This is a genomic window from Marinococcus luteus (assembly GCF_034497705.1).
Classification (GTDB): Bacteria; Bacillota; Bacilli; order Bacillales; family Marinococcaceae; genus Marinococcus; species Marinococcus luteus_A.
This window is the reverse complement of sequence record NZ_JAXRUV010000006.1, coordinates 45,774-69,100: the sequence shown is the minus strand read 5'-3', so window position 1 is coordinate 69,100 and position 23,327 is coordinate 45,774. Positions and strand designations below refer to the sequence as shown.

Annotated in this window: 29 protein-coding genes; 20 read left to right on the top strand and 9 right to left on the bottom strand. The window is 45.9% G+C overall.

Annotation, left to right across the window (positions count from 1 at the left end; genetic code table 11):
• Positions 1 to 110: 110 nt before the first annotated feature.
• Positions 111 to 1,469 (top strand): magnesium transporter, encoded by a 1,359-nt coding sequence (gene mgtE, locus Q9M42_RS10675; RefSeq protein WP_322526467.1) that lies wholly within the window; start codon positions 111 to 113, stop codon positions 1,467 to 1,469.
• 134 nt (positions 1,470 to 1,603) lie between these two features.
• Positions 1,604 to 2,077, top strand: coding sequence for an RrF2 family transcriptional regulator (locus Q9M42_RS10670; protein WP_322526466.1), 474 nt, complete (start codon positions 1,604 to 1,606; stop codon positions 2,075 to 2,077).
• A 126-nt stretch (positions 2,078 to 2,203) separates the two neighbouring features.
• On the opposite strand, the gene Q9M42_RS10665 is transcribed toward Q9M42_RS10670, so the two are convergent.
• Positions 2,204 to 2,857: a potassium channel family protein gene (locus Q9M42_RS10665; RefSeq protein ID WP_322526465.1), complete on the bottom strand. Its 654-nt coding sequence runs from the start codon at positions 2,855 to 2,857 to the stop codon at positions 2,204 to 2,206.
• A 79-nt stretch (positions 2,858 to 2,936) separates the two neighbouring features.
• Entirely contained in the window at positions 2,937 to 3,329 is a 393-nt protein-coding gene (locus tag Q9M42_RS10660) for a hypothetical protein (protein ID WP_322526464.1), read from the bottom strand.
• Between the two features lie 346 nt (positions 3,330 to 3,675).
• On the opposite strand from Q9M42_RS10660, the gene Q9M42_RS10655 reads away from it, so the two are divergent.
• The 7 genes from Q9M42_RS10655 (at position 3,676) to Q9M42_RS10625 (ending at position 9,021) form a co-directional block, all read left to right on the top strand.
• Positions 3,676 to 3,969 (top strand): IDEAL domain-containing protein, encoded by a 294-nt coding sequence (locus tag Q9M42_RS10655; protein WP_322526463.1) that lies wholly within the window; start codon positions 3,676 to 3,678, stop codon positions 3,967 to 3,969.
• Between the two features lie 155 nt (positions 3,970 to 4,124).
• Entirely contained in the window at positions 4,125 to 4,661 is a 537-nt protein-coding gene (dcd, locus tag Q9M42_RS10650; RefSeq protein ID WP_322526462.1) for a dCTP deaminase, read from the top strand.
• 169 nt (positions 4,662 to 4,830) lie between these two features.
• Positions 4,831 to 5,502, top strand: a complete 672-nt coding sequence (gene queC, locus Q9M42_RS10645; protein WP_322526461.1) for a 7-cyano-7-deazaguanine synthase QueC — start codon at positions 4,831 to 4,833, stop codon at positions 5,500 to 5,502.
• Entirely contained in the window at positions 5,499 to 5,939 is a 441-nt protein-coding gene (queD, locus tag Q9M42_RS10640; RefSeq protein ID WP_322526460.1) for a 6-carboxytetrahydropterin synthase QueD, read from the top strand. Before queC ends, queD begins: the two co-directional genes overlap by 4 nt.
• Positions 5,940 to 6,659 carry a 7-carboxy-7-deazaguanine synthase QueE gene (queE, locus tag Q9M42_RS10635; RefSeq protein ID WP_322526459.1) on the top strand — a complete coding sequence of 240 codons (720 nt, stop codon included), beginning with the start codon at positions 5,940 to 5,942 and terminating at the stop codon, positions 6,657 to 6,659. It begins immediately after the preceding gene.
• Between the two features lie 13 nt (positions 6,660 to 6,672).
• Complete coding sequence (queF, locus tag Q9M42_RS10630; protein ID WP_322526458.1) at positions 6,673 to 7,164, top strand: preQ(1) synthase; 492 nt, start codon at positions 6,673 to 6,675, stop codon at positions 7,162 to 7,164.
• A gap of 132 nt (positions 7,165 to 7,296) precedes the next feature.
• Complete coding sequence (locus tag Q9M42_RS10625) at positions 7,297 to 9,021, top strand: pyruvate oxidase (RefSeq protein ID WP_322526457.1); 1,725 nt, start codon at positions 7,297 to 7,299, stop codon at positions 9,019 to 9,021.
• A gap of 18 nt (positions 9,022 to 9,039) precedes the next feature.
• On the opposite strand, the gene Q9M42_RS10620 is transcribed toward Q9M42_RS10625, so the two are convergent.
• Complete coding sequence (locus Q9M42_RS10620) at positions 9,040 to 9,348, bottom strand: YtxH domain-containing protein (RefSeq protein WP_322526456.1); 309 nt, start codon at positions 9,346 to 9,348, stop codon at positions 9,040 to 9,042.
• Positions 9,341 to 9,796 carry a DUF948 domain-containing protein gene (locus Q9M42_RS10615; RefSeq protein ID WP_322526455.1) on the bottom strand — a complete coding sequence of 152 codons (456 nt, stop codon included), beginning with the start codon at positions 9,794 to 9,796 and terminating at the stop codon, positions 9,341 to 9,343. Before Q9M42_RS10615 ends, Q9M42_RS10620 begins: the two co-directional genes overlap by 8 nt.
• A gap of 277 nt (positions 9,797 to 10,073) precedes the next feature.
• Here Q9M42_RS10615 and Q9M42_RS10610 point away from each other — a divergent pair, with 277 nt between their 5' ends.
• Entirely contained in the window at positions 10,074 to 10,517 is a 444-nt protein-coding gene (locus Q9M42_RS10610) for a DUF2188 domain-containing protein (RefSeq protein ID WP_322526454.1), read from the top strand.
• A 39-nt stretch (positions 10,518 to 10,556) separates the two neighbouring features.
• On the opposite strand, the gene Q9M42_RS10605 is transcribed toward Q9M42_RS10610, so the two are convergent.
• From Q9M42_RS10605 to Q9M42_RS10595, 3 genes are all read right to left on the bottom strand, one after another.
• Complete coding sequence (locus Q9M42_RS10605; RefSeq protein ID WP_322526453.1) at positions 10,557 to 12,872, bottom strand: bifunctional diguanylate cyclase/phosphodiesterase; 2,316 nt, start codon at positions 12,870 to 12,872, stop codon at positions 10,557 to 10,559.
• Positions 12,873 to 13,061: 189 nt separating this feature from the next.
• A complete protein-coding gene (locus Q9M42_RS10600) occupies positions 13,062 to 13,352 on the bottom strand; it encodes a 4a-hydroxytetrahydrobiopterin dehydratase (protein WP_322526452.1) in 291 nt (96 codons plus the stop codon).
• An 18-nt stretch (positions 13,353 to 13,370) separates the two neighbouring features.
• Positions 13,371 to 14,228: a dimethylarginine dimethylaminohydrolase family protein gene (locus Q9M42_RS10595; RefSeq protein ID WP_322526451.1), complete on the bottom strand. Its 858-nt coding sequence runs from the start codon at positions 14,226 to 14,228 to the stop codon at positions 13,371 to 13,373.
• 241 nt (positions 14,229 to 14,469) lie between these two features.
• On the opposite strand from Q9M42_RS10595, the gene accC reads away from it, so the two are divergent.
• From accC to accB, 3 genes are read left to right on the top strand one after another with little or no spacing between them, the layout of a single operon-like run.
• Positions 14,470 to 15,831 carry an acetyl-CoA carboxylase biotin carboxylase subunit gene (gene accC, locus Q9M42_RS10590; protein ID WP_322526450.1) on the top strand — a complete coding sequence of 454 codons (1,362 nt, stop codon included), beginning with the start codon at positions 14,470 to 14,472 and terminating at the stop codon, positions 15,829 to 15,831.
• 23 nt (positions 15,832 to 15,854) lie between these two features.
• The gene (locus Q9M42_RS10585) at positions 15,855 to 16,487 is read left to right on the top strand and encodes a TetR/AcrR family transcriptional regulator (protein WP_322526449.1); all 633 of its coding nucleotides are present in this window, start codon (positions 15,855 to 15,857) and stop codon (positions 16,485 to 16,487) included.
• A gap of 29 nt (positions 16,488 to 16,516) precedes the next feature.
• Positions 16,517 to 17,002, top strand: a complete 486-nt coding sequence (gene accB, locus Q9M42_RS10580) for an acetyl-CoA carboxylase biotin carboxyl carrier protein (RefSeq protein WP_322526448.1) — start codon at positions 16,517 to 16,519, stop codon at positions 17,000 to 17,002.
• 48 nt (positions 17,003 to 17,050) lie between these two features.
• Here the strand turns inward: accB and Q9M42_RS10575 are convergent, their stop codons facing one another.
• The gene (locus Q9M42_RS10575) at positions 17,051 to 17,491 is read right to left on the bottom strand and encodes a hypothetical protein (protein WP_322526447.1); all 441 of its coding nucleotides are present in this window, start codon (positions 17,489 to 17,491) and stop codon (positions 17,051 to 17,053) included.
• Positions 17,492 to 17,653: 162 nt separating this feature from the next.
• Between Q9M42_RS10575 and Q9M42_RS10570 the strand changes: the two genes are divergently transcribed.
• Positions 17,654 to 18,220: a hypothetical protein gene (locus Q9M42_RS10570; RefSeq protein ID WP_322526446.1), complete on the top strand. Its 567-nt coding sequence runs from the start codon at positions 17,654 to 17,656 to the stop codon at positions 18,218 to 18,220.
• 21 nt (positions 18,221 to 18,241) lie between these two features.
• Positions 18,242 to 19,117 (top strand): fumarylacetoacetate hydrolase family protein, encoded by an 876-nt coding sequence (locus tag Q9M42_RS10565; protein WP_322526445.1) that lies wholly within the window; start codon positions 18,242 to 18,244, stop codon positions 19,115 to 19,117.
• Between the two features lies 1 nt (position 19,118).
• On the opposite strand, the gene Q9M42_RS10560 is transcribed toward Q9M42_RS10565, so the two are convergent.
• Complete coding sequence (locus tag Q9M42_RS10560; RefSeq protein ID WP_322526444.1) at positions 19,119 to 20,018, bottom strand: PucR family transcriptional regulator; 900 nt, start codon at positions 20,016 to 20,018, stop codon at positions 19,119 to 19,121.
• 127 nt (positions 20,019 to 20,145) lie between these two features.
• Here Q9M42_RS10560 and Q9M42_RS10555 point away from each other — a divergent pair, with 127 nt between their 5' ends.
• From Q9M42_RS10555 to Q9M42_RS10535, 5 genes are all read left to right on the top strand, one after another.
• Complete coding sequence (locus Q9M42_RS10555) at positions 20,146 to 20,517, top strand: rhodanese-like domain-containing protein (protein ID WP_322526443.1); 372 nt, start codon at positions 20,146 to 20,148, stop codon at positions 20,515 to 20,517.
• 177 nt (positions 20,518 to 20,694) lie between these two features.
• On the top strand, positions 20,695 to 21,009 hold the full coding sequence (locus Q9M42_RS10550; RefSeq protein ID WP_322526442.1) for a hypothetical protein: 315 nt from the start codon (positions 20,695 to 20,697) through the stop codon (positions 21,007 to 21,009).
• Positions 21,010 to 21,172: 163 nt separating this feature from the next.
• Positions 21,173 to 21,928, top strand: coding sequence for an alpha/beta fold hydrolase (locus Q9M42_RS10545; protein ID WP_322526441.1), 756 nt, complete (start codon positions 21,173 to 21,175; stop codon positions 21,926 to 21,928).
• A gap of 30 nt (positions 21,929 to 21,958) precedes the next feature.
• On the top strand, positions 21,959 to 22,804 hold the full coding sequence (locus tag Q9M42_RS10540) for a YitT family protein (RefSeq protein ID WP_322526440.1): 846 nt from the start codon (positions 21,959 to 21,961) through the stop codon (positions 22,802 to 22,804).
• A 28-nt stretch (positions 22,805 to 22,832) separates the two neighbouring features.
• The gene (locus tag Q9M42_RS10535; RefSeq protein WP_322526439.1) at positions 22,833 to 23,303 is read left to right on the top strand and encodes a BsuPI-related putative proteinase inhibitor; all 471 of its coding nucleotides are present in this window, start codon (positions 22,833 to 22,835) and stop codon (positions 23,301 to 23,303) included.
• Positions 23,304 to 23,327: the final 24 nt, after the last annotated feature.

The following is a 23,327-nucleotide window of genomic DNA, read 5'->3' as shown; positions in this document are numbered from 1 at the left end:
GACTGGCTGATTATGCACGTCTTCCCAACAGTGGAAGGCGTTTTTTGTTTGAGATAAGTGTCAGACGGAAGAAGTACAGCTGCCTGTCTGGCCTGGAGAGGAGGAAAAGGATGGAGCAATTAAACGAACAGGCACGGGAGGAGTTCGTGGAATTAATAGCGGAGTCTCTGCAGCAGGAGCGCATGGAAGCGTTTCGTGAATTATTTTTGGATTTGCATCCTGCGGACCAGGCAGAAGTTTTTCTTGAGCTTGATGAAGAACGGGCAGTGGTTTACAAGTTTTTGTCCCCGGAAGAATTCGCTGAAGTATTTGACAGCTTTGAACCCGAAGTGCAAAAAGAAGTAGCTCTGCAGCTGAACGATCAGTATGCTGCGGAAGTATATAACAATATGTATGCAGATGATGTTGCCGACTTTCTGGGGGAGCTTGAACCGAGGCAGATGACACATATTCTGCAGGCGATGGATCAGGAGGACGCCAATGACGTCCGGGAGCTGCTCGCCTACGAAGATAAAACGGCCGGGGCCATCATGACAAAAGAATTTGTTTCCATCAAAGCAACGGATACAATTGATGAAGTGATTGACCATCTCCGTCGGGAAGGCCCTGATGCAGAAACGATCTATTATCTATATGTAGTGGATGAAGAGGATAAACTCGCTGGTGTCGCTTCGATTCGTGACTTGATTGTAGCGGACTCAGACCGCACGGTTTCTGAGGTGATGAGCAGCCGTGTCGTGTCTGTCCATGTCGATGATGACCAGGAAGAGGTCGCCCAGCTGATACAGAAGTATGATTTTCTGGCAACTCCTGTTATAGACAGTGAAGGAAGGCTTGCGGGAATTGTAACTGTGGATGATGCACTCGATGTGCTCGCAGAAGAAGCATCGGAAGACATTGGAGAAATCTCCGGCTCCCGTGGTTCCACAGATGTGAGTGTTAATGCATTTAAAGCAGCAAGACTTCGTGCTCCTTGGATTATCCTGCTGATGTTTTTAGGGCTGTTTACAGCCCAGGTAATCGGCTGGTTTGAAAGTACCCTGGAGAGTGTCGTTCTGCTTGCCGCGTTTATTCCGATGATTATGGGGTCAGCCGGAAACACGGGCACGCAGTCTCTTGCTGTGTCCGTGCGTGCGCTTGCAACGGGAAACATTGAACGAAAAGGACTGTGGCGTACGATCAGCCGGGAATTTTCCACGGGGATTATGATTGGGGTGGCCTCAGGAATTGTGATTACGATCTTATTGTATCTTTTTTACGGCGAGCCCCTAATAGGAGTAATTGTCGGTTTTTCCATTATGATTTCACTTGGAGTGGCGAGTGTTATCGGTACGCTGGTGCCGCTTGTAATCAATAAACTGAAGCTCGACCCTGCCATTGCTTCAGGGCCGTTTATCACAACGCTCACTGATATTATCAGCCTGCTGATTTATTTCACAGTAGCCTCGTCGCTTATCCAGAGCATTTAAGGACACGTTTTTCTAAAAAGAATAATGAAAAAAGGGGAGACGCTGTCTCTTCTTTTTTTGTGGGCAGTTAATTAGAATAACATTTGCAGGGTGTGATAAACTATCATTATCCTGGATGAAAAGGAGCGAGGGCTTTGCAGTTAACAACCTATACGGATTATGCATTACGGATGGTAATGTACCTGGCCGCTCATGATGAAGACGAGTCCCTGCATAGTATTAAACAAATATCGACTGCATACTCCATTTCGTACAACCATCTGACTAAGGTTGGGCATGAGCTGTCGAAGCTTGGCGTCATTCACACGGTGAAAGGCAGGAACGGAGGAATTCGTTTGGCTAAAGAACCGGGAGAAATCAACATCGGCTGGCTTGTAAGGCAGACAGAAGATAATCTGACGCTGGTGGAATGCTTTGATCCAGAATCGAACCAGTGCATTTTAGCAGGAAGATGCCGGCTCCAGGGTGTTTTGGGAGAGGCTTTGAAAGCGTATTTGTCGGTGCTCGATAAGTATACGGTCAAAGATCTCACAGTGAATAAGGAAATGCTTCATGCCCTGTTTGCAGCTTCAACGGCAAAAAATCAGCCGCCGATTTCTTTTTCTTAAGAAAAGATATCATCGTGCTTGCCCCGGTCACGGTGACATTCGTTAATCATCCAGGAAACCAATTATACATAATAAAGCAGCAGCCCTGTTGAAACGGGACTGCTGCTTCTTTTCATACTATGAAGGTTAGTTTGTTTCTTCAAAGCGCCGGAGGTCATTATTGTGGCCGATAGCAATAAGCACGTCTTCTTTGAAGAGACGGTCCTGGGCTGTGGGCGATATATTAACCTCTTTGCCGCGGCGGATGCCGAGAACGGTAACGCCGAATTTAGCCCGGATATCGAGCTGGGCGAGGGTCTTTTTATGCATGGATGCTGGTGCGGTAATTTCTATAATGGAATACTCTGCGGAGAGTTCAATATAGTCAATGACACGGTCAGAAACGAGATGCTGGGCAATACGGTTACCCATGTCATGCTCCGGGTGGATAATCTTATCTGCCCCGATTTTATCGAGAACCTTGTGGTGGTGAAAGTTTTGCGCTTTTACCCAGACGGAAGGGATGTCCATTTCCTTTAATAAGAGGGTGCATAAAATGCTTGCCTGAAGATCATCACCAATAGCGACAATCACGTGATCAAAATTTGTAATCCCCAGGTTCCTTAGCTCTTTTTCATCTGTGCCATCGGCGACGGCACTGTACGTAGAATGATTGGTAATGTCGTCGAGTTTTTCTTCATTATTGTCAATGGCCAGCACGTCATGACCTAGCTTGTACAATTCTGTACTGACGCTGACTCCGAATCGCCCGAGACCGATAATGGCAAATTGTTTTTTCACACGGCTTTCTCCTTTGTCTGAAGCTTAGGGTCGTTTTCCTGTAATGGTATCGTTAATGTACCGCCGCTGCCGTGATTTGTCAAACGGGAGCCGGATGAAGGACTTCGTCATCTGTTAAAGCGGAACGGCCGGAGAAATAAAGATGAAGGCAGCGCTCTGTCTGTTTTTTTAAATTGGCGTTTAAATGGGAGGTCCGGCCCGAGCCGCTGTTAAGATAGTACACGTAGTGTGTGAAAACGCCGTCATTTTCCTCAAAAACAATTCGTATATTCTTTTTTTTCATATAGAGGCGCAGCTGATCGAGGTCGTGCCCAAGAGTATCGAAAGCCTGTTGAAATAACCGTTCGTAGGGTTCCTGCAGGCGGACGTGAGAAGATCTAAGCGCCTGTGTATCGAGCGTCAGTACTTTTTTTACAATCGGAAGAAGAACAGCATAATGGATAATGATATGCTCTTTCTCTGTTATAACCATTTCTGTCTCCCCCTCGCGTTGCATGATTAAGTTCATTATACGAATACACGTTCCCATTTTTCAATAAGATTTTTCATTTGCTCCGAATTTTTTTGAATTGTATAACTCGAATTTTTGCAGGAAATGGTCTATAATGAGATTATGTAAGCGGATACAATAAGTTGTTATTTTTCATGGAGTTGTCGGACAATTAGTTTTACTGACGTCAAAGGTGGGTATAGTGCAGTACACACAAAAATTATTGGCAATCAATAGATAGGCATTGGGAGGCCATGCGCGCGTCGCCCGCTTTAAAAAAGATCAGCGCCCGGCGGGTGCTGCAATAAGAACAGGGGGTTCGGCGAATATGTTACATCCAACTCATGAGCAGCATTTTATGAAAAAAGTGAAACCAATTCAAAATGGTAGAAGACCTTCAAGGCAGATTCTTCAGTCTCTATATGCTCAAATGATGATGGAGTACGCTGTGTTTGAATTTAACAGAGAACGGCTTCTGCAAAAAATTGATGACTCCCTGGATATGCATGACGAAAAAGCTTTTCAGGAATGGACAGAGGCTTATAAAGAATTGATGAGTGAATATAAAGACGGCAAGGTACTATTCGAACAAGGCTATAAATTAGAGCTGGAATTTGAATAAAGATTTATATCAGCACCCTTTGGGCTTCGCCTGAAGGGTGTTTTTTCATGTCATAATAAATCAGGAAAAGTCACTGCTGGTCTTTACGGTATTGGCGTTTTTTTGCATTGTTCTTTATACTGGGAAAGAAAAGAAAAGCGAAGGAGGCAGAGCTGGTGATACTTTCCGACCAAACAATCCGTTCAATGATGGAAGAGGGAGATCTTAGTATCGACCCATTAGAGGACCATCAGATCCAGCCGGCATCGGTGGACATTCGTCTGGGTACTCATTTTCTGAAAATCGACGAGAACGCTATCGAGTCCATTCAACTGGACCGGCCCGCGAAATATGTAGAATTTGAAAGCGATCAGGTAATTATTCCACCGCATTCGTTTCTTCTTGCGACCACAAAAGAATACATCAAACTCCCCCAGCATATTACGGCCTTTGTGGAAGGAAGAAGCTCTATCGGGCGGATGGGACTTTTTATTCAAAACGCAGGCTGGGTGGACCCGGGGTTTGAAGGGGAAATTACGCTTGAGCTTTATAACGCCAACCGTCTGCCTATTCGTTTAACGTCCGGAAGGCGGCTCGCACAGCTCGTTTTTGCGGAGATGGATCAAAAAGCCGGTGCGCCTTATGCGGGCAAATATCAGGGGCAGCGCAATGCCATGGGAAGTCATGCCTTTTTGGATCAGGAAAACGAATAACGCTGCGCACGGACCGTACATAGCTGAAATGAGCAATAACGATTCAAAAGACTCGTGGCCTTTACTGTTCACGGGTTTTTTCGAGGTAAGCGTGAGCAGAGGCACAGTCGGAAAAAGATGTTATAATGGGAGCGCTGTGAAATGTTTTGGTGGAAAGAAGGAATAACAATTGGGTTTTCAAAATGATAAAGCGGTCGTTGTTTTTAGTGGAGGGCAGGACAGTACTACTTGTTTGTTCTGGGCACTGGAACAATTTGAAGAGGTGATTGCCGTAACTTTTTCTTATGGACAACGGCACGATGAAGAAATAGAAGTAGCAAAACGAATTGCTGAGGATATAAATGTTGAGCACCATGTACTGGATATGGGGCTTTTAAGTCAGCTGGCACCGAACGCGCTGACTCGCGATGATATTGAAGTAGAGGCGGGAGAAGACGGAGAACTTCCTTCTACGTTTGTGGAGGGGAGAAATCTGCTGTTCTTCTCTTTTGCGACGATTCTTGCTTCGCAGAAAAAGGCAAAACACATTGTGACAGGCGTATGTGAGACAGATTACAGCGGATACCCGGACTGCCGGGATGTATTCGTGAAATCATTGAATGTGTCGCTAAACCTGGCTATTGGAAAAGAGTTTGTGCTGCATACCCCTTTAATGTGGCTCGATAAAAAAGAAACCTGGGGGCTTGCCGACCAGCTCGGGAGGCTTGAATATGTGAAGAATGAAACGCTCACCTGCTATCATGGCATACCGGGGGACGGCTGCGGGGAATGCCCGGCCTGTCAACTGCGCCGTGCAGGCTATGAGCAATATATGGAACAAAAAGAAAGGAAAGAATTATGATTTATTCGTATTATCCACAGTGGCCGCACAACTACCGGTACGAATTAAATAAGGATATGCATTTAAGTGCGGCACACTATATTCCTTCTGAAGACGCGGGAAAGTGCCGCCGGGTGCATGGACACACCTATACAATCAACGTGACAGTCGCCGGTGATGAATTGAACCGGAACGGGTTTTTAATTGATTTTACCGTTTTAAAAAAATGGATCCATAAACGCTATGATCACACTCTTCTGAATGACCATCCCGAATTTGCCAGTGAAGAAACTGAGGCTGCTTACCCAACGACGGAAGTAGTCGCCCAGGTGGTATGGAAAACAGTGCAGCAGAAGCTCGACGAAACGTCAAATAAACCTAAATGCCTGCAGGTACTCGTCAGGGAGACTCCGACAAGCTATGCAGTGTTCCGGCCCAAAGAGGGGGACTTTGCCTAAATGAAACCAACACCTGTACTGGAAATATTCGGTCCGACGATCCAGGGCGAAGGCATGGTTATCGGGCGGAAAACGATGTTTGTACGCACCGGCGGCTGTGACTACCGGTGCTCCTGGTGTGATTCTGCCTTTACATGGGACGGATCACAAAAGGCTGTAGCGATGAGTGCGGAAGCCATTTATGAAAAATTAAAAGAAGCCGGCGGTAGAAGCTTTAACCATGTCACTATTTCCGGAGGCAATCCGGCTATGCATCCCGGTCTCGGAGAACTTGTAGCGCTTTTGCAGGAACAAGGTATTGAGACAGCGATCGAAACGCAGGGATCGATCTGGAATGACTGGGTGAAGGAAATCGATGAGGTGACAGTTTCCCCAAAGCCTCCGAGTTCATTGATGAAAACGGATTGGGCCAGGCTGGATTATTATATGGAAGAACTGCGCCCGCGCAGGGAAAAAGAGGTCAGTCTGAAGGTGGTCGTTTTTGATGAAAGCGATCTGGGTTACGCGGTGGAAGTACATGAGCGTTACCCCACTGTAACAATGTATCTGCAGGTGGGAAATGACGATACCGTAACGCCGCAGGTAGAGAAGCTGAGAGATCATCTGCTTGCTAAATACGAATGGCTTACAGAAAAAGTTCTGCAGGAGGAGCGTTTGAACGGAGTGCGGGTGTTGCCGCAGCTGCATACGCTTCTTTGGGGAAACAAACAGGGAGTATAAGGAGGAAAAGGACGTGTCGGAAAGAGACGATATTGAGCAGTTAGATCAGCTGGGAAGCGAAAAAACGGCGTATACATTTGAATATGACCCTTCTCTGCTTGAAGTATTTGAAAATACCCACCCGTACCGGGATTACTTTGTGAAATTCAACTGTCCGGAATTTACCACCCTCTGTCCGAAAACGGGGCAGCCGGATTTTGGCACACTGTATATCAGCTATATTCCGGACGAAAAAATGGTGGAAAGCAAATCGCTGAAATTGTATTTGTTCAGCTTCCGAAATCACGGTGGCTTTCATGAAGATTCAATTAATACAATCGTAAACGACCTGGTAGAGCTGATGGATCCCCGTTATCTGGAGATATGGGGCAAATTTACTCCGCGCGGCGGTATTTCGATTGATCCATTTGTAAACTACGGCAGAGCCGGAACTAAATACGAGCAGCTTGCAGAAAACCGGCTGTTTCAGCATGATTTGTATCCTGAGCCAGTAGACAACCGCTAAGCCTTTCCCGACAAGGGAAAGGCTTTTTCTATAGGAGAGAGGACAAGAGCGGTAAAGGTTTGAAGTAAATAAGAAGAGGGGTAGAGAATTAAGGAACTGTGAAAATTTGTGAAAACAGGAGGAGCAGGGACGATGGGTAATCAAACAGCGGGAAATAAAGTGGTGGAAATACTTAAAGAATGGGGCGTCAGCCACCTGTATGGCATGCCGGGAGATTCCATCAATGAATTGATGGAAGAATTACGAAAGGATGAAGACGGTCTGAAATATATCCAGATCCGTCATGAAGAGACGGGAGCCCTTGCCGCTGCAGCGTATGCGAAGCTGACGGGGAGGATGGGCGTTTGTTCTTCGATTGCCGGGCCTGGAGGGGTTCATTTATTAAACGGCCTTTATGATGCGAAAAGAGATAAAGTGCCGGTGCTTGCTTTGGTCGGACAGGTTGATACGACAATCATCGGCACAGATAATTTTCAGGAAATCCAGCTGAACCAGATGTTTGCTGACGTCAGTGTATTTAATGAACGTGTCCAGAGTGCCGCCCAGCTCCCGGACATGCTGCATCAGGCGATACGTGCTGCCTACACAGAAAAAGGAGTAGCTGTGCTCGTTATCCCGGATGACGTTTCGGCTGCAGAAATCAAACGTGAAGCCCCAATATCTTCCGGAGTGTTTGCGAGGCCAAAGATCCGCCCGGAGAAGGAAGATATGGTGGAGGCTGCGAGGCTGCTGGACGGGGCGAAGAAGCCAGTTATTCTGGCGGGGAAAGGGGCCAGGTACAGTACTGAGGAATTGCTTGCGTTTGCTGAACATATTCAGGCGCCAGTAGCTTCTACGCTTCTTGCAAAGGGCGTTGTTCCGGATGAGCATGAGCACAGCCTGGGCCAGAATGGCCAGATTGGCACTACGCCGTCATACGAAGCGTTGCAGGAGGCCGATTTGTTAATACTGGCCGGTACTTCTTTTCCTTATCGTGATTTTATGCCGAAAAACACCAAAGCAATTCAAATTGATATTGATCCCAGAGTGATAGGGAAATATTATCCTGTAACGGTAGGTTTAGTCTCTGAACTCGGGCCTGTGCTTCAGTGGTATACGGAAAATCTCGAACGCCGGGAGCCTTCTGCCTTTATGCAGAAATATAAAGAAAAAAGAAAAGAGTGGTGGAGCGAGCTCGAAAAGGATATGACAGAAGAGACAGACAGGCTGCAGCCGCCGCAGGTGATTCATGAAGTACAGCAGTTTTTGGAGGAAGACGCTGTAGTGTCTGTCGATGTTGGAAATGTCACTGTATGGGCTGCGCGCTATTTAAAGCTGAAAAGACAGGAGTTTGTAATATCGGGATGGATGGCTACGATGGGGTGCGCCCTGCCCGGTGCGATTGCCGCCAAAGCGGCCTGGCCTGAAAAGCAGACGGTCATGCTTGCCGGGGATGGCGGCTTTGCCATGGGAATGCAGGATTTTGCCACTGCCGTAAAGTACCAGCTTCCGATGATTTGTATCGTATTTAATAACGAAAAGATCGGGATGATTGAATACGAGCAGCAGCAGATGGGCCATCTGGATACGGAAACAGACATCAGCGGTATTGATTTTGCTGGATTTGCCAAAGCTTGCGGCGGTGAAGGATACAGGGTCAGAACCAAAACCGAACTGCATGAGGCGCTGCAAAAAGCAGTGCTTGCCACCAGGCCCGTAGTTATTGATTGCGTCGTGGATATGCAGCCGCCGCTTCCCGGCCGGATTTCTTACCAGCAGGCGGTGCACTACAGCGAATTTATTATAAAAAATGTTTTTGAGCGCGGAGAAGTTTCGCTGCCACCTTTGAAAAAAGGATGGAAACGAATAAAAAAATAAAAGAAAAACCAGCTGATTTTATTCATCAGCTGGTTTTTGCATAGATTGATACTGCATACTTGATGCACCTTTGATACGGGCTTCCAGGCGGATATTATCGAGTTTGCCGTGAAGCAGTTCATACCGGATCTTTCCGGATTCATACAGCTTGTCGGAACGCGCTTTTGCTTTTCCTTTTACCCGTGCAGGCGTCTGCTGGACAGCTCCTGCCCCGGAAGATACTTTGCGCCGGTATTCCTTCCCGCTTTTCGGAGCGGTGAGCAGACTGGTGAGTACTGACACGGCATAGCCAGCAGCAACTCCCGACCATAGGCTTTTTTTATGCATTTCCTGTGTTCTCCTCTTTCCAGTCCTTAATAGCCTGGCGCTTCTGGTACATATAGTATCCTAAAGCAAGGCTGCCATAAAGGCCGCCAAGAGCCTGCTCATTCACTTTGCCTTTGCCTTCGGTGGAACTCCTTTTCATACCTGCTGTCATGTCAACAAGGCTTGAAGTGAGCTTCCTAGAAGCTTCCCCGGCATCGCCAACAATGTAAAAAAGCGGACTCAACGAGTGGAGCTTTTCATTTACATCCAGAATCGTCTCGTTGCTGTTATGTAAAATCAGCTCCGATTGATTCATTACCTGATCGAGTTGCTCAGGCAGCTTGTCTACTGTTTCGTTCACCCCATTTAATGTTTTAGTGAGGTTGCTTAAGACGCGTGCTAAGAAAATAACTAATACTGCAAAAGCTACCGCGATGATTAGTAGAGCTATACCGCCAATCATACCCATGATTCACCATTCCTCCTTGCAATAAATGCGATTAATCCTACAGCCTAATAAATGGTACCATGATTCATGGCAGAGCACCAGGGCGTGCGGACCATATAATAGTGTCTAACTCTCTCGTACCCTGCTTTTCAGAGCCCTAAACAGATTCTCATATAAATTTCCGCAAAGAAACCGGGGTTTGGAGGAATTAAAGAGGAGGCTTCTGGAGAAAATCCTGTTTTTGTATGCACATAATATGGGAAAAGAAAGGTAACAAAAATGATGAGGAGGAAAAAACATGCCCTGGACGATGAATGACTACCCTTCATCCCTAAAAAACTTGGACAAGCCAGTAAAGAAAAAAGCAATCGATATAGCCAATTCGATGCTCGACGATGGATACGATGAAGGCCGTGCGATTCCAATTGCAACCGAACAGGCAAAAGAATGGTACAGCAATGCTTCTAAAGAAGAAGTAACGGAATTCATGGAGGAGGAAGATCCTAAATCCCGTGATGACGAAGAAAGTGGTTCGGATCCCGAACTGATGGAAAAAGCAGAGCTGGTAGAAGCACATGAAGACGGATGGGCTGTACGGGCAAAAAGTGCGAAAAAACCGGATATTGTCTATGCCAGCAAATCAGAAGCTATCGAACGTGCAAAAGAAGTGGCAGAAAAGAAAGGGACAGAAGCCATTATTTACAAGAAGGATGGAACAGTAGAAAAAAGACATTCCTATTAAATAAAGAAGGAGCAGCTGTACATTAGGCAGCTGCTCTTTTCAATGTATAAAGGAAGGATCCTTTTTATTTTTTTCTTTCATGAAAGCAATCAGCTCTACTGAAGGCACCGGCCGGCTGAAATAATATCCCTGGACGTAAGAGGTGCTGTACTGCTGCACAAATTCCAGCTGCGCGGCATTTTCCACTCCTTCCGTAACGACATCGAGATCGAGCTCTTCAATAAGGCGGTAAATGCCGGTTAAAAGCGTTGTATCAAAAGTGGTGGAAGGAATATGCCGTACAAAGCTGCGGTCGAGCTTGACCAGATTGATAGGAAGGTCGCGGAGGGAATGCAGCGAAGAGCTTCCCACCCCAAAATCATCGAGCGCAACTTTCACTCCGCGCTGCTGCAGCTGTGTAATAAAATCAATAGTCATCTGAGGATCATAGTCGATATTGTCCTCTGTAATTTCCGCCCGCAGAAGATGGGGCGGAAAGCCTGTTTCTGCCAGAGCACTATCAAGGGATGCCATAAGATAATCAAGCGATTGAATCTGTATTTTAGACACATTAAAAGACAATTTGATGGAAGGAAAGCCGATTTTTCTCCACTTTTGGGCTTCCTTAAGCGAAGAATGAATCACCCACGCTCCGACCTGATGAATATCTCCTGTTTCTTCTAAAAGCGGTATGAATGTAGCGGGGGATATTCTTCCGTAAAGCGGATGTTTCCAACGAAGAAGAGCTTCAGCCCCCTCCATATTCTCGCATCCCGGCTCCATAATCGGCTGAAATTCAAGATAGAATTCTTCTTTTTCGAAAGCAAACATAATGTCGTTTCTTATTGCCAGAGAAAATTGATAGTCATCATTAAGGGACAGTTCCTCATAATAGACAATTCTGCCGGCCGTGTTCTTTTTAGCTTCGTACATAGCGGTGTCGGCGTGCTTTAAAAGAATGTCAAAGCTTTCTCCGTCGTCAGGAAAAGAGCTCACACCGGCGCTGGCTGAAATAAATGTGGCTTTGTCATCAAAATAGTACTGTTTATTAAGAAAAGTCACGGCCTCTTCGAGTACGCTGGCGAGGTGCTCTCTGCTGTCAGCTGCTGTAACTACAACAAATTCGTCACCCCCGAGGCGGGCGGTGATTGAATCAGGACCGGTAAACATGCTGTTTAACCTGGCGGCAGCCTGTCGGATTAATTCATCACCTGCCTTGTGCCCCCAGCTGTCGTTAACTCGTTTAAACCCATCAAGGTCAAAAAATAGAACGAATGTGTTATTTTTATGGTTTTCAAGAAATCCTGGAAAAGCTTCCTGGACATAATGGCGGTTATGCAGAGAGGTGAGATGGTCTGTATATGCCATATGTGTAACTTCAAGGTGAGCGTATTCCGAACGCTCAAGCATATTGTTCATAGATTCCTCGAGCTCTTTTAATTCCCTGGCCGGCCGGCGTTTTAAAGAAACCCTGTGGGACAACAGATGATGGATGCGAATATGCTTTAACTGCTCTGATAAAGAAGTGATTGGTCTTTCTACAAGGAATTTAAACTGGTAGTATGTTAGCGCGAAATATGCGAGCAGCAGAGCAAGCATGAAAAAAACCATTGTATTCATGGTATCGGAAAGCTCGGAGAAGTAGACCCGGTCTTTCATTACCCCCAGCTGAAAAGCAGAACGGCCATCTGCGTTTTCAGCTGTCCAGGTGCCTTCGATAGTGTCCGCATCTTCAGCAGTAATGGCCGTACCGGACGGTCCATCTCCTGGCCGCAGATTGATCGGGAAGGAGAACAAGTCACTCACAGTATCTATATATCCGTCGTTAATTGCTTTCCCCATGACCAAATAACCATTAAAGTTTCCGGACCCGTCGCTCGGCAGAATATGCTGAACAGAAAAATAGTGAGCGCCGGAGTCGGTCCCAGTTAAAAAAGTTCGTTCTTCCCCGGACTTCTGCAATTCTTTCTGTACTCCAGAGACAAGCGAACGATGGACGCCTCCTTCTTGTTGATTTTGCAGGTCTACTTCTTTTTCGTAGACGGTTTCAAGCTCTTTATTAACGAAAAGAATAATGCTCACATCGTTGTTAATAAATGTATCATTCTGCAAATTTGTATGTATGTACTCTTCATGCTGGTCTGTCATAAACTGAAAAGAATCGTCCCAGGTGGCCCAGTCTTCATTTAAAGTGTGCATGGAAGCAATATCCTGTTCGACAGCTGCCTGGACCTGTCCAACATCCTCACGGGCATTGTGCTGGTCAAAGCTATCGGCGTCCGCCATCAGCATCGGATAAAAAATAAAAGCCATGACTGCGAGAAAAACGGCGATGCTGATAAGAGCATGAGCCGTACCGTAAGATCCTATTCTCATTTCTTATCAACTCCTCCACAGCTGATTCACTGCTCATTAATATATAAGTATCTCTGTTACATATATAATGACACAAAAGTCTGTATAAAGATATGTATGATTTGTGACTTTAGTCTTACAAAAAGACAGCTGCCGAATAAAATTCCGGCAGCTGTCTATATACAAATTATTAAAAAGAAAATCCGCGAGTTACTGGATGTCTTCGGCAAGTCGTTCTACTTCCTTCGCAGCGTTGAAATCTTTTTCGGTAACGCCGCCCTGATCTACAGTGGTAAAAGAAATAGTAACCTGGGTATGATCAATGGTGATCTTGGGATGGTGCTGCACATTTTCTGCATGCGCTGCCACCTCTTTAACAAACTCAATACCATCCAGATAATTAGAAAATTTATATTCCCGTACAATGGCCTTGTCCCCGTCGTTATTCCAATTTGGCAGATTGCTCAGCTCGTTTTGAATTTCTTCTGCAGACATGATCATTGTTCCACGTTCCTTTCCTTATTGGTGATTTTTTCTCTCCCGTCGCAAAGGGAGAGTAGTACACCTGAAAGAGCCCCCGGATTTTATAATTTCATCGTAGGACACTTCATGAACTATAAAACCGTATTCCCGTAATTGTTTGTTAACATGCATATTTTCCGGCAGTGATATAACATGACTGTGCCCGAGAGAGAATACATTAGTTCCCAACCGGCTCTGTTCCTCCTCCGGTACAGAAATAATATTAAAATACTGTTTGACTGCTTCCAGACTTTCAGTGTCAAAAGCTGCTTCATAGGCAATAGCAGTAGCACTGTCCAAAATATTAAAAATACAGTCCAGATGCAGATGGCGGTTATCGAAATGTACCGGAATAATCTGCTTATTAGGACACTCCTTCTGAAGTTCGTCCAGGCCTTCTTTAGACGTCCGGGAGCTCTGGCCGATAAAAAGAAGCTTCTCTGAAAGCATAACGTCCCCGCCTTCGATGGTGCCGCTTTTTAAATGGGTACATGGTCCGTAACGCTGTTCATACCAGTCTGCTAAAGCCGTGGTTTCTGCCGAACGAATAGAAGTACCCATATTTGATAAAAACAATTGATCATCGATCACAAACCCAATGTCCCGGGTGAAGACCTGTTCGGGAAGAGAAGCGGAGGCAGGCAGAAAATGTACAGAAGCGCCAAATTCCTGAATGACAGCTGTAAGCTGTTTATGCTGAAATACTGCTTTTTCTATATCGATATTGGCGGAAGCGTGCTGCTTCTGCATTTCATTTATAACCTCTTTAATAGCCATATGCCTGGGTTCGCACATGATAACATCCGCTAAAACAGAATATTCATCCTCAACATAAGCAGTTATAGTGTTGGTCAAAAAAACCCGCTCCTTTTCTCTTTAAACATACATTATACCAGACAAAACGACGGGAATTATGTATGCTTAACGGAAAGAAAAGAAAAGTTTTAAAAAAATTGTTGAGAAGAATTGACAAAAGGAATAAAATGAAGGGTAGTATAATTATGAAAAATCCTTACATATCAAGGGTTTTCGAGATAGATCGTCAGCGGGGCCGGAAAACAGCCGCTAGTTGTTTACAGAAAGAGAGGCACGAAGTATGTTTAAACGAATATTAATAGCCAACCGCGGCGAGATCGCAGTTCGTATTATAAGAGCCTGCCGGGAACTTGGGATTGAAACTGTAGCCGTATATTCAGAAGCAGATAAAGACGCCCTCCATGTTCACATGGCAGACGAAGCTTACTGTGTGGGACCTTATGCTTCCTCAGAAAGCTACTTAAAAATGACTAATTTAATTTCCACTGCTTTAAAAACAGGAGCTGAGGCGATCCACCCGGGATATGGTTTTTTAGCAGAGAACGCTGAATTTGCCGAAATCTGCGCAGATCACGACATTACGTTTATCGGTCCTTCTCCAGAAGCTATCCGCCGGATGGGAACGAAGGACGTGGCAAGAGAAACGATGAGAGATGCAGGAGTGCCGGTTGTGCCGGGAAGCAATGGATTGCTTGATGAAAACACGGATGTTCATGCACTTGCAGAAGATATTGGTTATCCAGTGATGATCAAGGCTACTGCCGGCGGCGGCGGAAAAGGAATGCGGGCAGCTCATACCGCTGAAGACCTGGACAAATGCATCCAGATGGCCCGCCAGGAAGCCGAGAGCTCCTTTGGCGACGCCGGAGTTTACATGGAGAAGCTGGTCGTGGAGCCAAGACATATCGAAATTCAGGTCATGGCAGACAGTCATGGAAACGTTATCCATTTAGGAGAAAGAGACTGTTCGATCCAAAGGCGCCACCAAAAGCTTGTAGAAGAAGCTCCGTCACCAGCTCTCGATGAAGAAACGAGAGAGGCCATGGGAGAAGCCGCCGTTCAGGCTGCAAAAGCAGTTGATTACTGCGGAGCGGGCACAGTGGAATTCCTTTTGGATGCCCATAAAAAGTTTTATTTTATGGAAATGAATACGAGAATCCAAGTAGAGCACCCCGTGACAGAGGAAGTGACCGGTGTTGATTTAATCAAAGAACAAATTTATGCAGCTGCCGGTCATGAACTGCAGGTGAAGCAGGAGGAAATTGAAATTGAGGGATGGGCGATGGAATGCAGAATCAATGCAGAAAGTCCGGCAAAAAATTTCAGGCCTTCTCCGGGGAAACTTGAACTTTATCTGCCTCCAGGCGGACTGGGTGTACGGGTGGACAGTGCCATGTATACAGGGTTCAAAATTTCTCCCTACTATGATTCAATGGTAGCCAAACTGATCGTCCGCGGAAAAAACAGGGAAGAAGTGATTGCCCGGATGAAGCGGGCACTGCTTGAATTCGTTGTAGACGGAGTGGATACGACGATCCCGTTTCACTTGAAGCTTTTGAACCATGAAGATTTTATTTCCGGAAACTTTACTACAAACTTTTTGGACACCCATTCTATTATGGAAGAAGAAAGCAGTGTCTAGCATATAGGAAGGCGGAAGGATCGATGGCGACCAGATCGACAAAAAAGCGGATTACGGATGCAGCTTTGGAGCTGTTTGAAGAATTTGGCTTCCATGCGGTCACCGTCGATCGCATTGTGAAACAAAGCCATACATCCAAAGGCGGTTTTTATCACAATTTCACGTCCAAAGAAGAACTTTTGTACACTATTCATGAATCTTTCATCACCTATGTGCTTACAAAAGCAGACGAAGTGCAGTCCAGATACGACACGCCGGCTGAGCGGCTGTATGAGGTGATACGCTCGTTTGTACGTATGTTTGAAGTGTATCGTCCGCATGTAACAGTGTTTTATCAGGAAGGAAAGCATTTGTCTTCAGATTATTTCAAACGGCTCGAAGCTAAACGGGATGAATACAAGAACACGATGTTTCAATTGGTCGAAAACGGTATTGAAGAAGGAGAGTTCCGACAGGAGCTCCCAGTGCCAATTACGTCGATGGCGATATTTGGAATGATGAACTGGACATACAAATGGTACAAATCAAGCGGCTTGTACTCACTTCAGGATATCGCGAACATATTTGGCGATCTGGTGATGAATGCGGTTCTTACCGACGAAGCCAGAAAACAGGAAAAGTACCAGCGTTTTTTCTTGAATTCAACGCATGTGTAAGTGTTTATTTTTGAGAGGAGAGAACCCCAATGTATTCTATTGAAGAAATTAAAGAGCTCATTCAGGCAGTGGACGAGTCCTCCGTTGGAGAGCTTGAGATCCGCAACGATATGAAAGAAAAGGTTACTATACGTAAAGAAGCAGCGATGCGTCCTGTGGCACAGCAAAGCGTAGAGCCGGCCCCGCAGCCAGTTGCCCACCCGGCCCCGCAGCAGTCAGAAACGAAAAAGGAAGAAAGACCGGAAGATAACAGTGAGAAAGAAGCAGATTCCAATTATTATGAAATTACATCACCGATGGTAGGCACGTTTTACCGTTCTCCTTCACCGGAAGCAGGAGCTTATGTGGAAAAAGGGGCGGCGATTAAGCCGAACACCATCGTCTGCATCGTAGAGGCAATGAAGTTAATGAATGAGCTTGAAGCAGAAGTCACTGGAGAAATCGCAGAGATCCTAGTGGAAGACGGAGAGTTAGTAGAATATGGGCAGCCTCTTTTCCGGGTGAACCCTTCATAAATAATATGCTCCGGGACTGAGAAGCCCCCGGAGCATATTTGTATCTGTTCAGGAAAAAGAAGCCCCGATAAACATCAGAAGGACACTGCTGAAGCTGAGAACAAAAGGAACGTTTGCCATAAAGGAAAACCGTTGGTGCCAAAGAACGAACAGCTGGTCGAGCGTAAAAAATAGAACAGCAGCGAAAATGCCCATGAGTGCGATGTTCCAATGCTGGGAAAAGGCATAAACAAAAGCTCCGCCAATCATATGCAGAACCAGGGAGACTTCGGGGATGCGTCTGAAAAAAAGGTTGGTGATCCAGTCTGAACAGATCGAAAGAATAGTGCCGTAAACAATAATTGGTATGAGGGAAAAAAAGCCATAGATCGTATAGCTGTGCATTAAATCAGCCAGGGTGCTGCCGCCGTTTGTCGTAAAGGGGAGGACAAGGGCCATAACAAACAAAAAGAGTGCCCAGACAGCCAGTGAGGTATGCAATTTATTCATCAACGATCCCCCCTGAGGTATTTAAGTTTGTATTACCGCTTTCATATAGAAATAAACCCGTATATATGATTGAAGGAAAAAGCTTCTGTTTCTGATGGAGAGGGAGGATGTGATACGATAGGAAAGGAATTTTTAACGAAGGTACAAAGAAAGGATTAGACAATGATTTGGACAATCACTCCCTGGGTTTTTTATGTCATCTGCGCCATTGTTACACTAATAATAGGAGGAGCAGCGGCGTATGCGCTGCACCGGGCTGGCGCTAACCGGTCAAAGCGGACAGAGCGGCTGCTTTCCCCGTTGCTCGCTGTTTTTATAGTGGGATTATTTTTTTATTTGAGCTTCAGCTTTGCCGACCGTCTGCAGCCGGGAGAACAATTAATAACCTCAGACAGCCTTGAAGAAGCGCAGGAAACAAAAGTGATTATTCCCCTGGGCTCTTATGCGGTACTCGATAACGTGTATGCTTTTGGGTATTATAAAAACGACCAGTGGGATGGGAGTAATGTTCTTGTCCGTGTCCAGGTAACGGGCGAAGAGGCCTTTCTGGACTCGTACGAGCCTTATATAGCTGGAAATGGCCTGTTTTTTAACCACTCCCGTGTAGATTTTGAAGAAGCTTATGAGCAGGAGTGGAGAGAACCCGCGCTAGAAGCCGAAAGCAGGCTGCTGAACGGGGAGAGCCTGGAGCTCGACGGAGTAACGATTGAAGCTGAACAGACAGAATAGTGTTCAAGGAGGAGAATAATCATGCGGATCGCAGCAGTGGAACAAAACGGCCATTCTTTTCTTGCCGGATACGATGAAGAATTTGATGTGTATGTCGATCTAGAAATTGGGGAAAACGGGGATTTGAGGAAATGGCTCGAAGAAACCGTTAACGGAAAGGCGCTGCTTGTAGAGCGGTGGAGGGACTATACAGAAAGCCGTCACCAATTCAAGACATATGCTGCCGAAAATGTAAACGTGCTCCCGCCGGTTAACCGTGAGGGGCAGAATATTATCTGCATCGGAAAAAATTACGCTGATCATGCTGCAGAAATGGGGGCGCAAAATGCTCCGGAGGCACCGCTGGTATTTACAAAATCTTCTTCGTCATTAGTAGCGGATGGAGGCACGATAGAACTGGACGAATCATTTACAGAAGCTCTGGATTATGAAGGGGAAATAGCTGTCGTTATTGGAAAAGCTGGACGGCAGATTTCAAAAGAAAATGCAATGGATTATGTATTCGGGTACACCTTGTTCAACGATATCACTGCCCGGGACGTACAAAAGCGTCACCAGCAGTTTTTCCTTGGAAAAAGCGGGGACACGTACGGTCCAATCGGCCCGTATGTTACTGTCGGTCCCTCCGGCCAGCCCTCAGACTGGAAGCTGGAAACCTATGTAAATGGAGAAAAAAGGCAGTCGGGCAGTATGTCGGATCTTATCTTTGATATTGAAGAACTGATCGAACAATTATCCAGGGGCATGACGCTCCGTCCGGGTGATGTTATTGCTACGGGCACACCGGCTGGTGTCGGCTCAGGGTTCAATCCTCCTAAGTATTTAAAGGACGGGGATGCTGTGGACGTTCATGTGGAGGCGATCGGTACGCTCTCCAATAAAGTAAAAAAAATATAGCCTATGCAATGCCCGAACCATACTGCGCCTGAAGAAGTAAAAAGAGCGGGGCAGCGTGCAGAAACTGTTTGACGTCGATGCCAAGCCGGTCGGTCACTTTGTCGAGGCGGTATTTCAGCGTATTCCTGTGCAGGTGGAGCCTTTTGGCGGTAGCGCTGCTGTTTAAGTTTTCTAGGAAGAAAGTATAAAGAGTGTGCATTAATTCTTCATCCTGTTCGAGACCACTTAGAGCATAATGGAGCAGTTCTTTTTTAGAGAACCGGGTACTTTCAACCATATGAATGCCGGGCAGCGCTTCAAATGGGGCAAAAGAGCGCCTGGATGGCTGCTGCTCCTGGAGAAATGAAAACATCTCCTGTTCCTGCTGATAAATTAAACGTATATTTTCACTGCGGTAGACCTTTCTTCCGCAATAAACAGAAGCATCAACCATCGTGTCTCCCATCAGCAGGGTTGATAATTCCTGGGCCTCAAATACTTCCTCTTCGTCTGAATCATCATCCGGAATAACAGCAAGAAGCTTTTCGTCCCCGAGGACGGTAAGAATGACAGAGCGCTGGTAATATTCAAGAAGAGTATCGTAAATATCGTTTTTCCAGCGGTAAAGGCTGGAGCCTTCAAGAAATAAAAAACGAAACGGGCTGGGGATATGCTCAGGAAGCGTATCACTTTTTGCCTGAAGATAGGCCTCCCAGGGAGAATCTTCCCAGCTGCCGGGGGATACGGGCGTGAGCACAGTTTCGAGCAGGTGCTTTTCCCGGGCCGAGAGTGAATGAATGGGAATAGCCAATTGTGTACCATCCGGAAGCCTGTAATAAAAGTGTTGTTCGGGTTGGGTGATTTCCTTCCAGTGCTCCTGGGGCACTGCTTCTGGAAATAGCGAAATAATATCATTATGCAAGCTGACCGCCTCCTATTCTTACATTATTGTATCAGACACGCATTATTGTAAGGTATAAGACTTTTAACGAATTGGCGCACAGGTGGTAGAATGAATCAGAAAGCTAAAATAGAAAGGATGAACGATATTGGCTTACGATTTAGAAGGAATCCGCCAGTTGGATGTAGACGAACTGAAGGAACAATATAATAACGGTAAAAAAACACCGATCATGATCGATATAAGAGAGCCGGGCGAATATGAAGAACGTCATATACCAGGCGTACCTCTTCTTCCAATGAATCAGGTCCCTGAAGTGATCGACCAGTTTAAAAAAGATGAATCATACGTGTTTATCTGTCGAAGTGGCTCGAGAAGCCAGCATACGGCCCAGTATTTTCAGGACAATGGAATTGAAAATGTTTATAATTTTGCCGGAGGAATGCTCGCCTGGGATGACGAAACAAATTCAGGCATGGAAAATCCGCTGAAGGACGTAAACGATTTATATAAAAAATAACCACGAAGAAGCTGCAGAATAATTTCTGCAGTTTTTTGTACAACAGCCCCAGTAGTTTTCACTGAAAGGCCTGAGTATGTCTTCTTTTCTATAAACATGAAGGGTTTAGTATTAACTGATTTGGGAAATAGCGAAAAGAGCAATGAATTCAGTTGATTGAGACAGGAGGCGTATGGTATGCAGAAAAATAGTATTTTATGGACCGTATTGACAGTACTGATTGTTGGCGCAGCCGTTTATTTTCTTAAAGACGGAGAAACAAGAGCGCAGGTGAAAGACGTATCAAAGCGTACAGCAGCCAAAGTAGGCGGCAAAACAAAAGAAGAAGAAGATAAAGAATTGAATGAAACCGTAGGTAATCCGGATCCTCAGGATTTTGAAGACAACAAAATGGTTTCTGAAGGTGCTCAATACTCTGTCCTTCATTATGAAGAAGCGGAGGAAAAAGAGGAAGAACCACTCCGGACAGCAAAGGAAGAAGATGAAAAATAGACAACGGAAAGACAGCTGTCGAAGTGCTTATGCACGCAGCTGTCTTTTTTTGTTTTTAAAGCGGATTGAAGGAAATGGAAGGCTTCGGTCTTTTCAATAATTGCTTTACTGGGGTACAATATTCAGAGTGTACTACTATAACGGCTGTAAAGGATGGACTGGCATGATTACTATCGAAAAGCAAACGATCGCAGATATTCCAAGCCTGCATATCTCTAAACAGGCAGATAAACACCATCCGCAGCCAACGGTTTTATTTTGGCATGGCCTTGGCAGCAGTAAAGAGCAGAATCTTTCCTTTGCCTATTATTTGGCAGAAAAGGGAATACGGGTCGTGCTCCCGGATGCTCTTCATCACGGAGAACGCGAAGGTGATATGGACCCTGGCAGGAGAAACTATGCGTTTTGGAATATTGTCATGCAGGCGGTGGAGGAAACCGAAGCTCTGCTGAATGAAATGAATACATATGAATGGATTGACAGCGGTCGGACGTATGTTTCTGGTACATCCATGGGAGGTATCATTTCATGCGGGGCACTCAAGTCCTTCGAGTGGATCCAGGGAGGCATGATTATGATGGGATCTCCGTCCTGGAAAGCAATGGCCGAAGAACAGATACGCTCATTGAAGAAAACGTCTGACTGGGAGCTCTCGGAACGCGAGGAGCAGGACCTGTTAGACAAACTGGCTACGTATGATCTTTCCCTTGATCCCGCCAAAGTGGAAGCAAAACCTATCTTTTTTTGGCATGGAAAAGAAGATGACGTTGTACCTTACGAATTATCTTATCGCTTTTATGAACGTCTTCCGGATAGAACTTCCTCGGGGCAGGCCTATTATCTGCAGCAGGAAGCGGGTCATAAAGTAACGAGAGAAGGTATGATCGCGGCTTCAGAATGGGCCGCTTCCCATATTTAAAGTAAACGTGCAGTAGAAAGGAGGATAACTATGCTTACAAGCCATTCATCTATCGTATCGGAAGTCATACGTGTCCTGGTTATCGTATTCGGGGCTTTGATTATGGCTGTCGGCCTGAACTTGTTTTTGGAGCCGGCAAATGTATTTGCGAGTGGAGCTACAGGTATTGCACAGATTATTGCCGGCTTTCTACCGCTTTCCACCGGCGTACTTTTGTTTCTGATCAATATACCGATTGCTATGCTCGGCTGGTTTAAAGTAGGACGGCTGTTTACATTTTACAGCTTTTTACACGTAGCACTGACAACGTTTTTTCTTGATCTTATACCTATTACGGAGCTGTCGGGAGACATTTTATTAAACAGTGTCTTTGGCGGGGCAATTACAGCTGCAGGAGCCGCTGTAGCCTTGAAATGGGGGGCTTCTGCGGGTGGACTGGATATTGTGGCCCTGGTGCTCGCACGTATGGGAGACCGTCCGGTCGGTACGTATTTCATGCTGCTAAACGGGGTCATCGTTATAGCAGCCGGCTTTCTGTACAACTGGGAAAGTTCCTTGTACACCCTGGTAACGCTGTATGTCGGCTCAAGGGTCATAGATACTATTCACACACGACACGTAAAGCTTACGGCTTTAATCGTAACGAAAAACCCGGACGAGATGCGGGATGCCATTCATCAAAATCTGACCAGAGGGATCACACGGATCCCTGCCCGGGGAGGATTTGATGCAAGTGAAAAAGAAATATTAATGACAGTGATTACACGGTACGAAATGTACACGCTCCAGCAGGTAGTGCAGGAAGCAGATCCGGAGGCATTCACAAACATTATTAACACGACGACGGTGTTCGGGCTGTTCCGTAAAGACGACTAATCAAAATAAAAGCCGGGAAGTGAGAGAGATGGCCGTAAAAAGGTGGTTAGCTGCAGTACTGGTATGTTTCTGTATGCTCCCTGCCGCTGCTTGCGGCAGCGAACAGACTACTGAAGAGCCTTCCGCCGGAAGTCAGGAAGCTTCAATGACAAAAAATGATTGGGAGCTTGTCGGCACTCTGGACACTGAAAACAACGCCTGGCATTTGGAATTTGAAAATACGGGCAGCGGAGAAATGAAGCTGGATTTTTCGGATGGCCAGGAAATAGAAGTTATTATTAAAGAAGAGGGTGAATCCGACCCAGTTTATATTTATTCGGAGGGAAAGGTGTTTACGCAGGCGGAGAAATCTGTGGAGATCAATGCCGGAAACATACGAAGGTGGGACGGAGAGCTTGATGCAGATCTTCTCGACCCTGAAAATTCGTACCAGGCAGAATTCCAGATTCTTGCTGAAAATCTGGATGCTCCGGCTCTGGAAACATCCGACACCCCGTAAGAGCAGGAGCTTTACCAGCTCCTG

Bases quoted from the DNA above. Each gene is read 5' to 3' on its own strand.
- mgtE (WP_322526467.1), top strand. From the start codon at position 111: ATGGAGCAATTAAACGAACAGGCACGGGAGGAGTTCGTGGAATTAATA.
- Q9M42_RS10660 (WP_322526464.1), bottom strand. From the start codon at position 3,329: ATGGTTATAACAGAGAAAGAGCATATCATTATCCATTATGCTGTTCTT.
- Q9M42_RS10655 (WP_322526463.1), top strand. From the start codon at position 3,676: ATGTTACATCCAACTCATGAGCAGCATTTTATGAAAAAAGTGAAACCA.
- queD (WP_322526460.1), top strand. From the start codon at position 5,499: ATGATTTATTCGTATTATCCACAGTGGCCGCACAACTACCGGTACGAA.
- queE (WP_322526459.1), top strand. From the start codon at position 5,940: ATGAAACCAACACCTGTACTGGAAATATTCGGTCCGACGATCCAGGGC.
- Q9M42_RS10625 (WP_322526457.1), top strand. From the start codon at position 7,297: ATGGGTAATCAAACAGCGGGAAATAAAGTGGTGGAAATACTTAAAGAA.
- Q9M42_RS10620 (WP_322526456.1), bottom strand. From the start codon at position 9,348: ATGCATAAAAAAAGCCTATGGTCGGGAGTTGCTGCTGGCTATGCCGTG.
- Q9M42_RS10615 (WP_322526455.1), bottom strand. From the start codon at position 9,796: ATGGGTATGATTGGCGGTATAGCTCTACTAATCATCGCGGTAGCTTTT.
- Q9M42_RS10610 (WP_322526454.1), top strand. From the start codon at position 10,074: ATGCCCTGGACGATGAATGACTACCCTTCATCCCTAAAAAACTTGGAC.
- Q9M42_RS10605 (WP_322526453.1), bottom strand. From the start codon at position 12,872: ATGAGAATAGGATCTTACGGTACGGCTCATGCTCTTATCAGCATCGCC.
- Q9M42_RS10600 (WP_322526452.1), bottom strand. From the start codon at position 13,352: ATGATCATGTCTGCAGAAGAAATTCAAAACGAGCTGAGCAATCTGCCA.
- accC (WP_322526450.1), top strand. From the start codon at position 14,470: ATGTTTAAACGAATATTAATAGCCAACCGCGGCGAGATCGCAGTTCGT.
- Q9M42_RS10585 (WP_322526449.1), top strand. From the start codon at position 15,855: ATGGCGACCAGATCGACAAAAAAGCGGATTACGGATGCAGCTTTGGAG.
- accB (WP_322526448.1), top strand. From the start codon at position 16,517: ATGTATTCTATTGAAGAAATTAAAGAGCTCATTCAGGCAGTGGACGAG.
- Q9M42_RS10575 (WP_322526447.1), bottom strand. From the start codon at position 17,491: ATGAATAAATTGCATACCTCACTGGCTGTCTGGGCACTCTTTTTGTTT.
- Q9M42_RS10570 (WP_322526446.1), top strand. From the start codon at position 17,654: ATGATTTGGACAATCACTCCCTGGGTTTTTTATGTCATCTGCGCCATT.
- Q9M42_RS10565 (WP_322526445.1), top strand. From the start codon at position 18,242: ATGCGGATCGCAGCAGTGGAACAAAACGGCCATTCTTTTCTTGCCGGA.
- Q9M42_RS10550 (WP_322526442.1), top strand. From the start codon at position 20,695: ATGCAGAAAAATAGTATTTTATGGACCGTATTGACAGTACTGATTGTT.
- Q9M42_RS10545 (WP_322526441.1), top strand. From the start codon at position 21,173: ATGATTACTATCGAAAAGCAAACGATCGCAGATATTCCAAGCCTGCAT.
- Q9M42_RS10540 (WP_322526440.1), top strand. From the start codon at position 21,959: ATGCTTACAAGCCATTCATCTATCGTATCGGAAGTCATACGTGTCCTG.
- Q9M42_RS10535 (WP_322526439.1), top strand. From the start codon at position 22,833: ATGGCCGTAAAAAGGTGGTTAGCTGCAGTACTGGTATGTTTCTGTATG.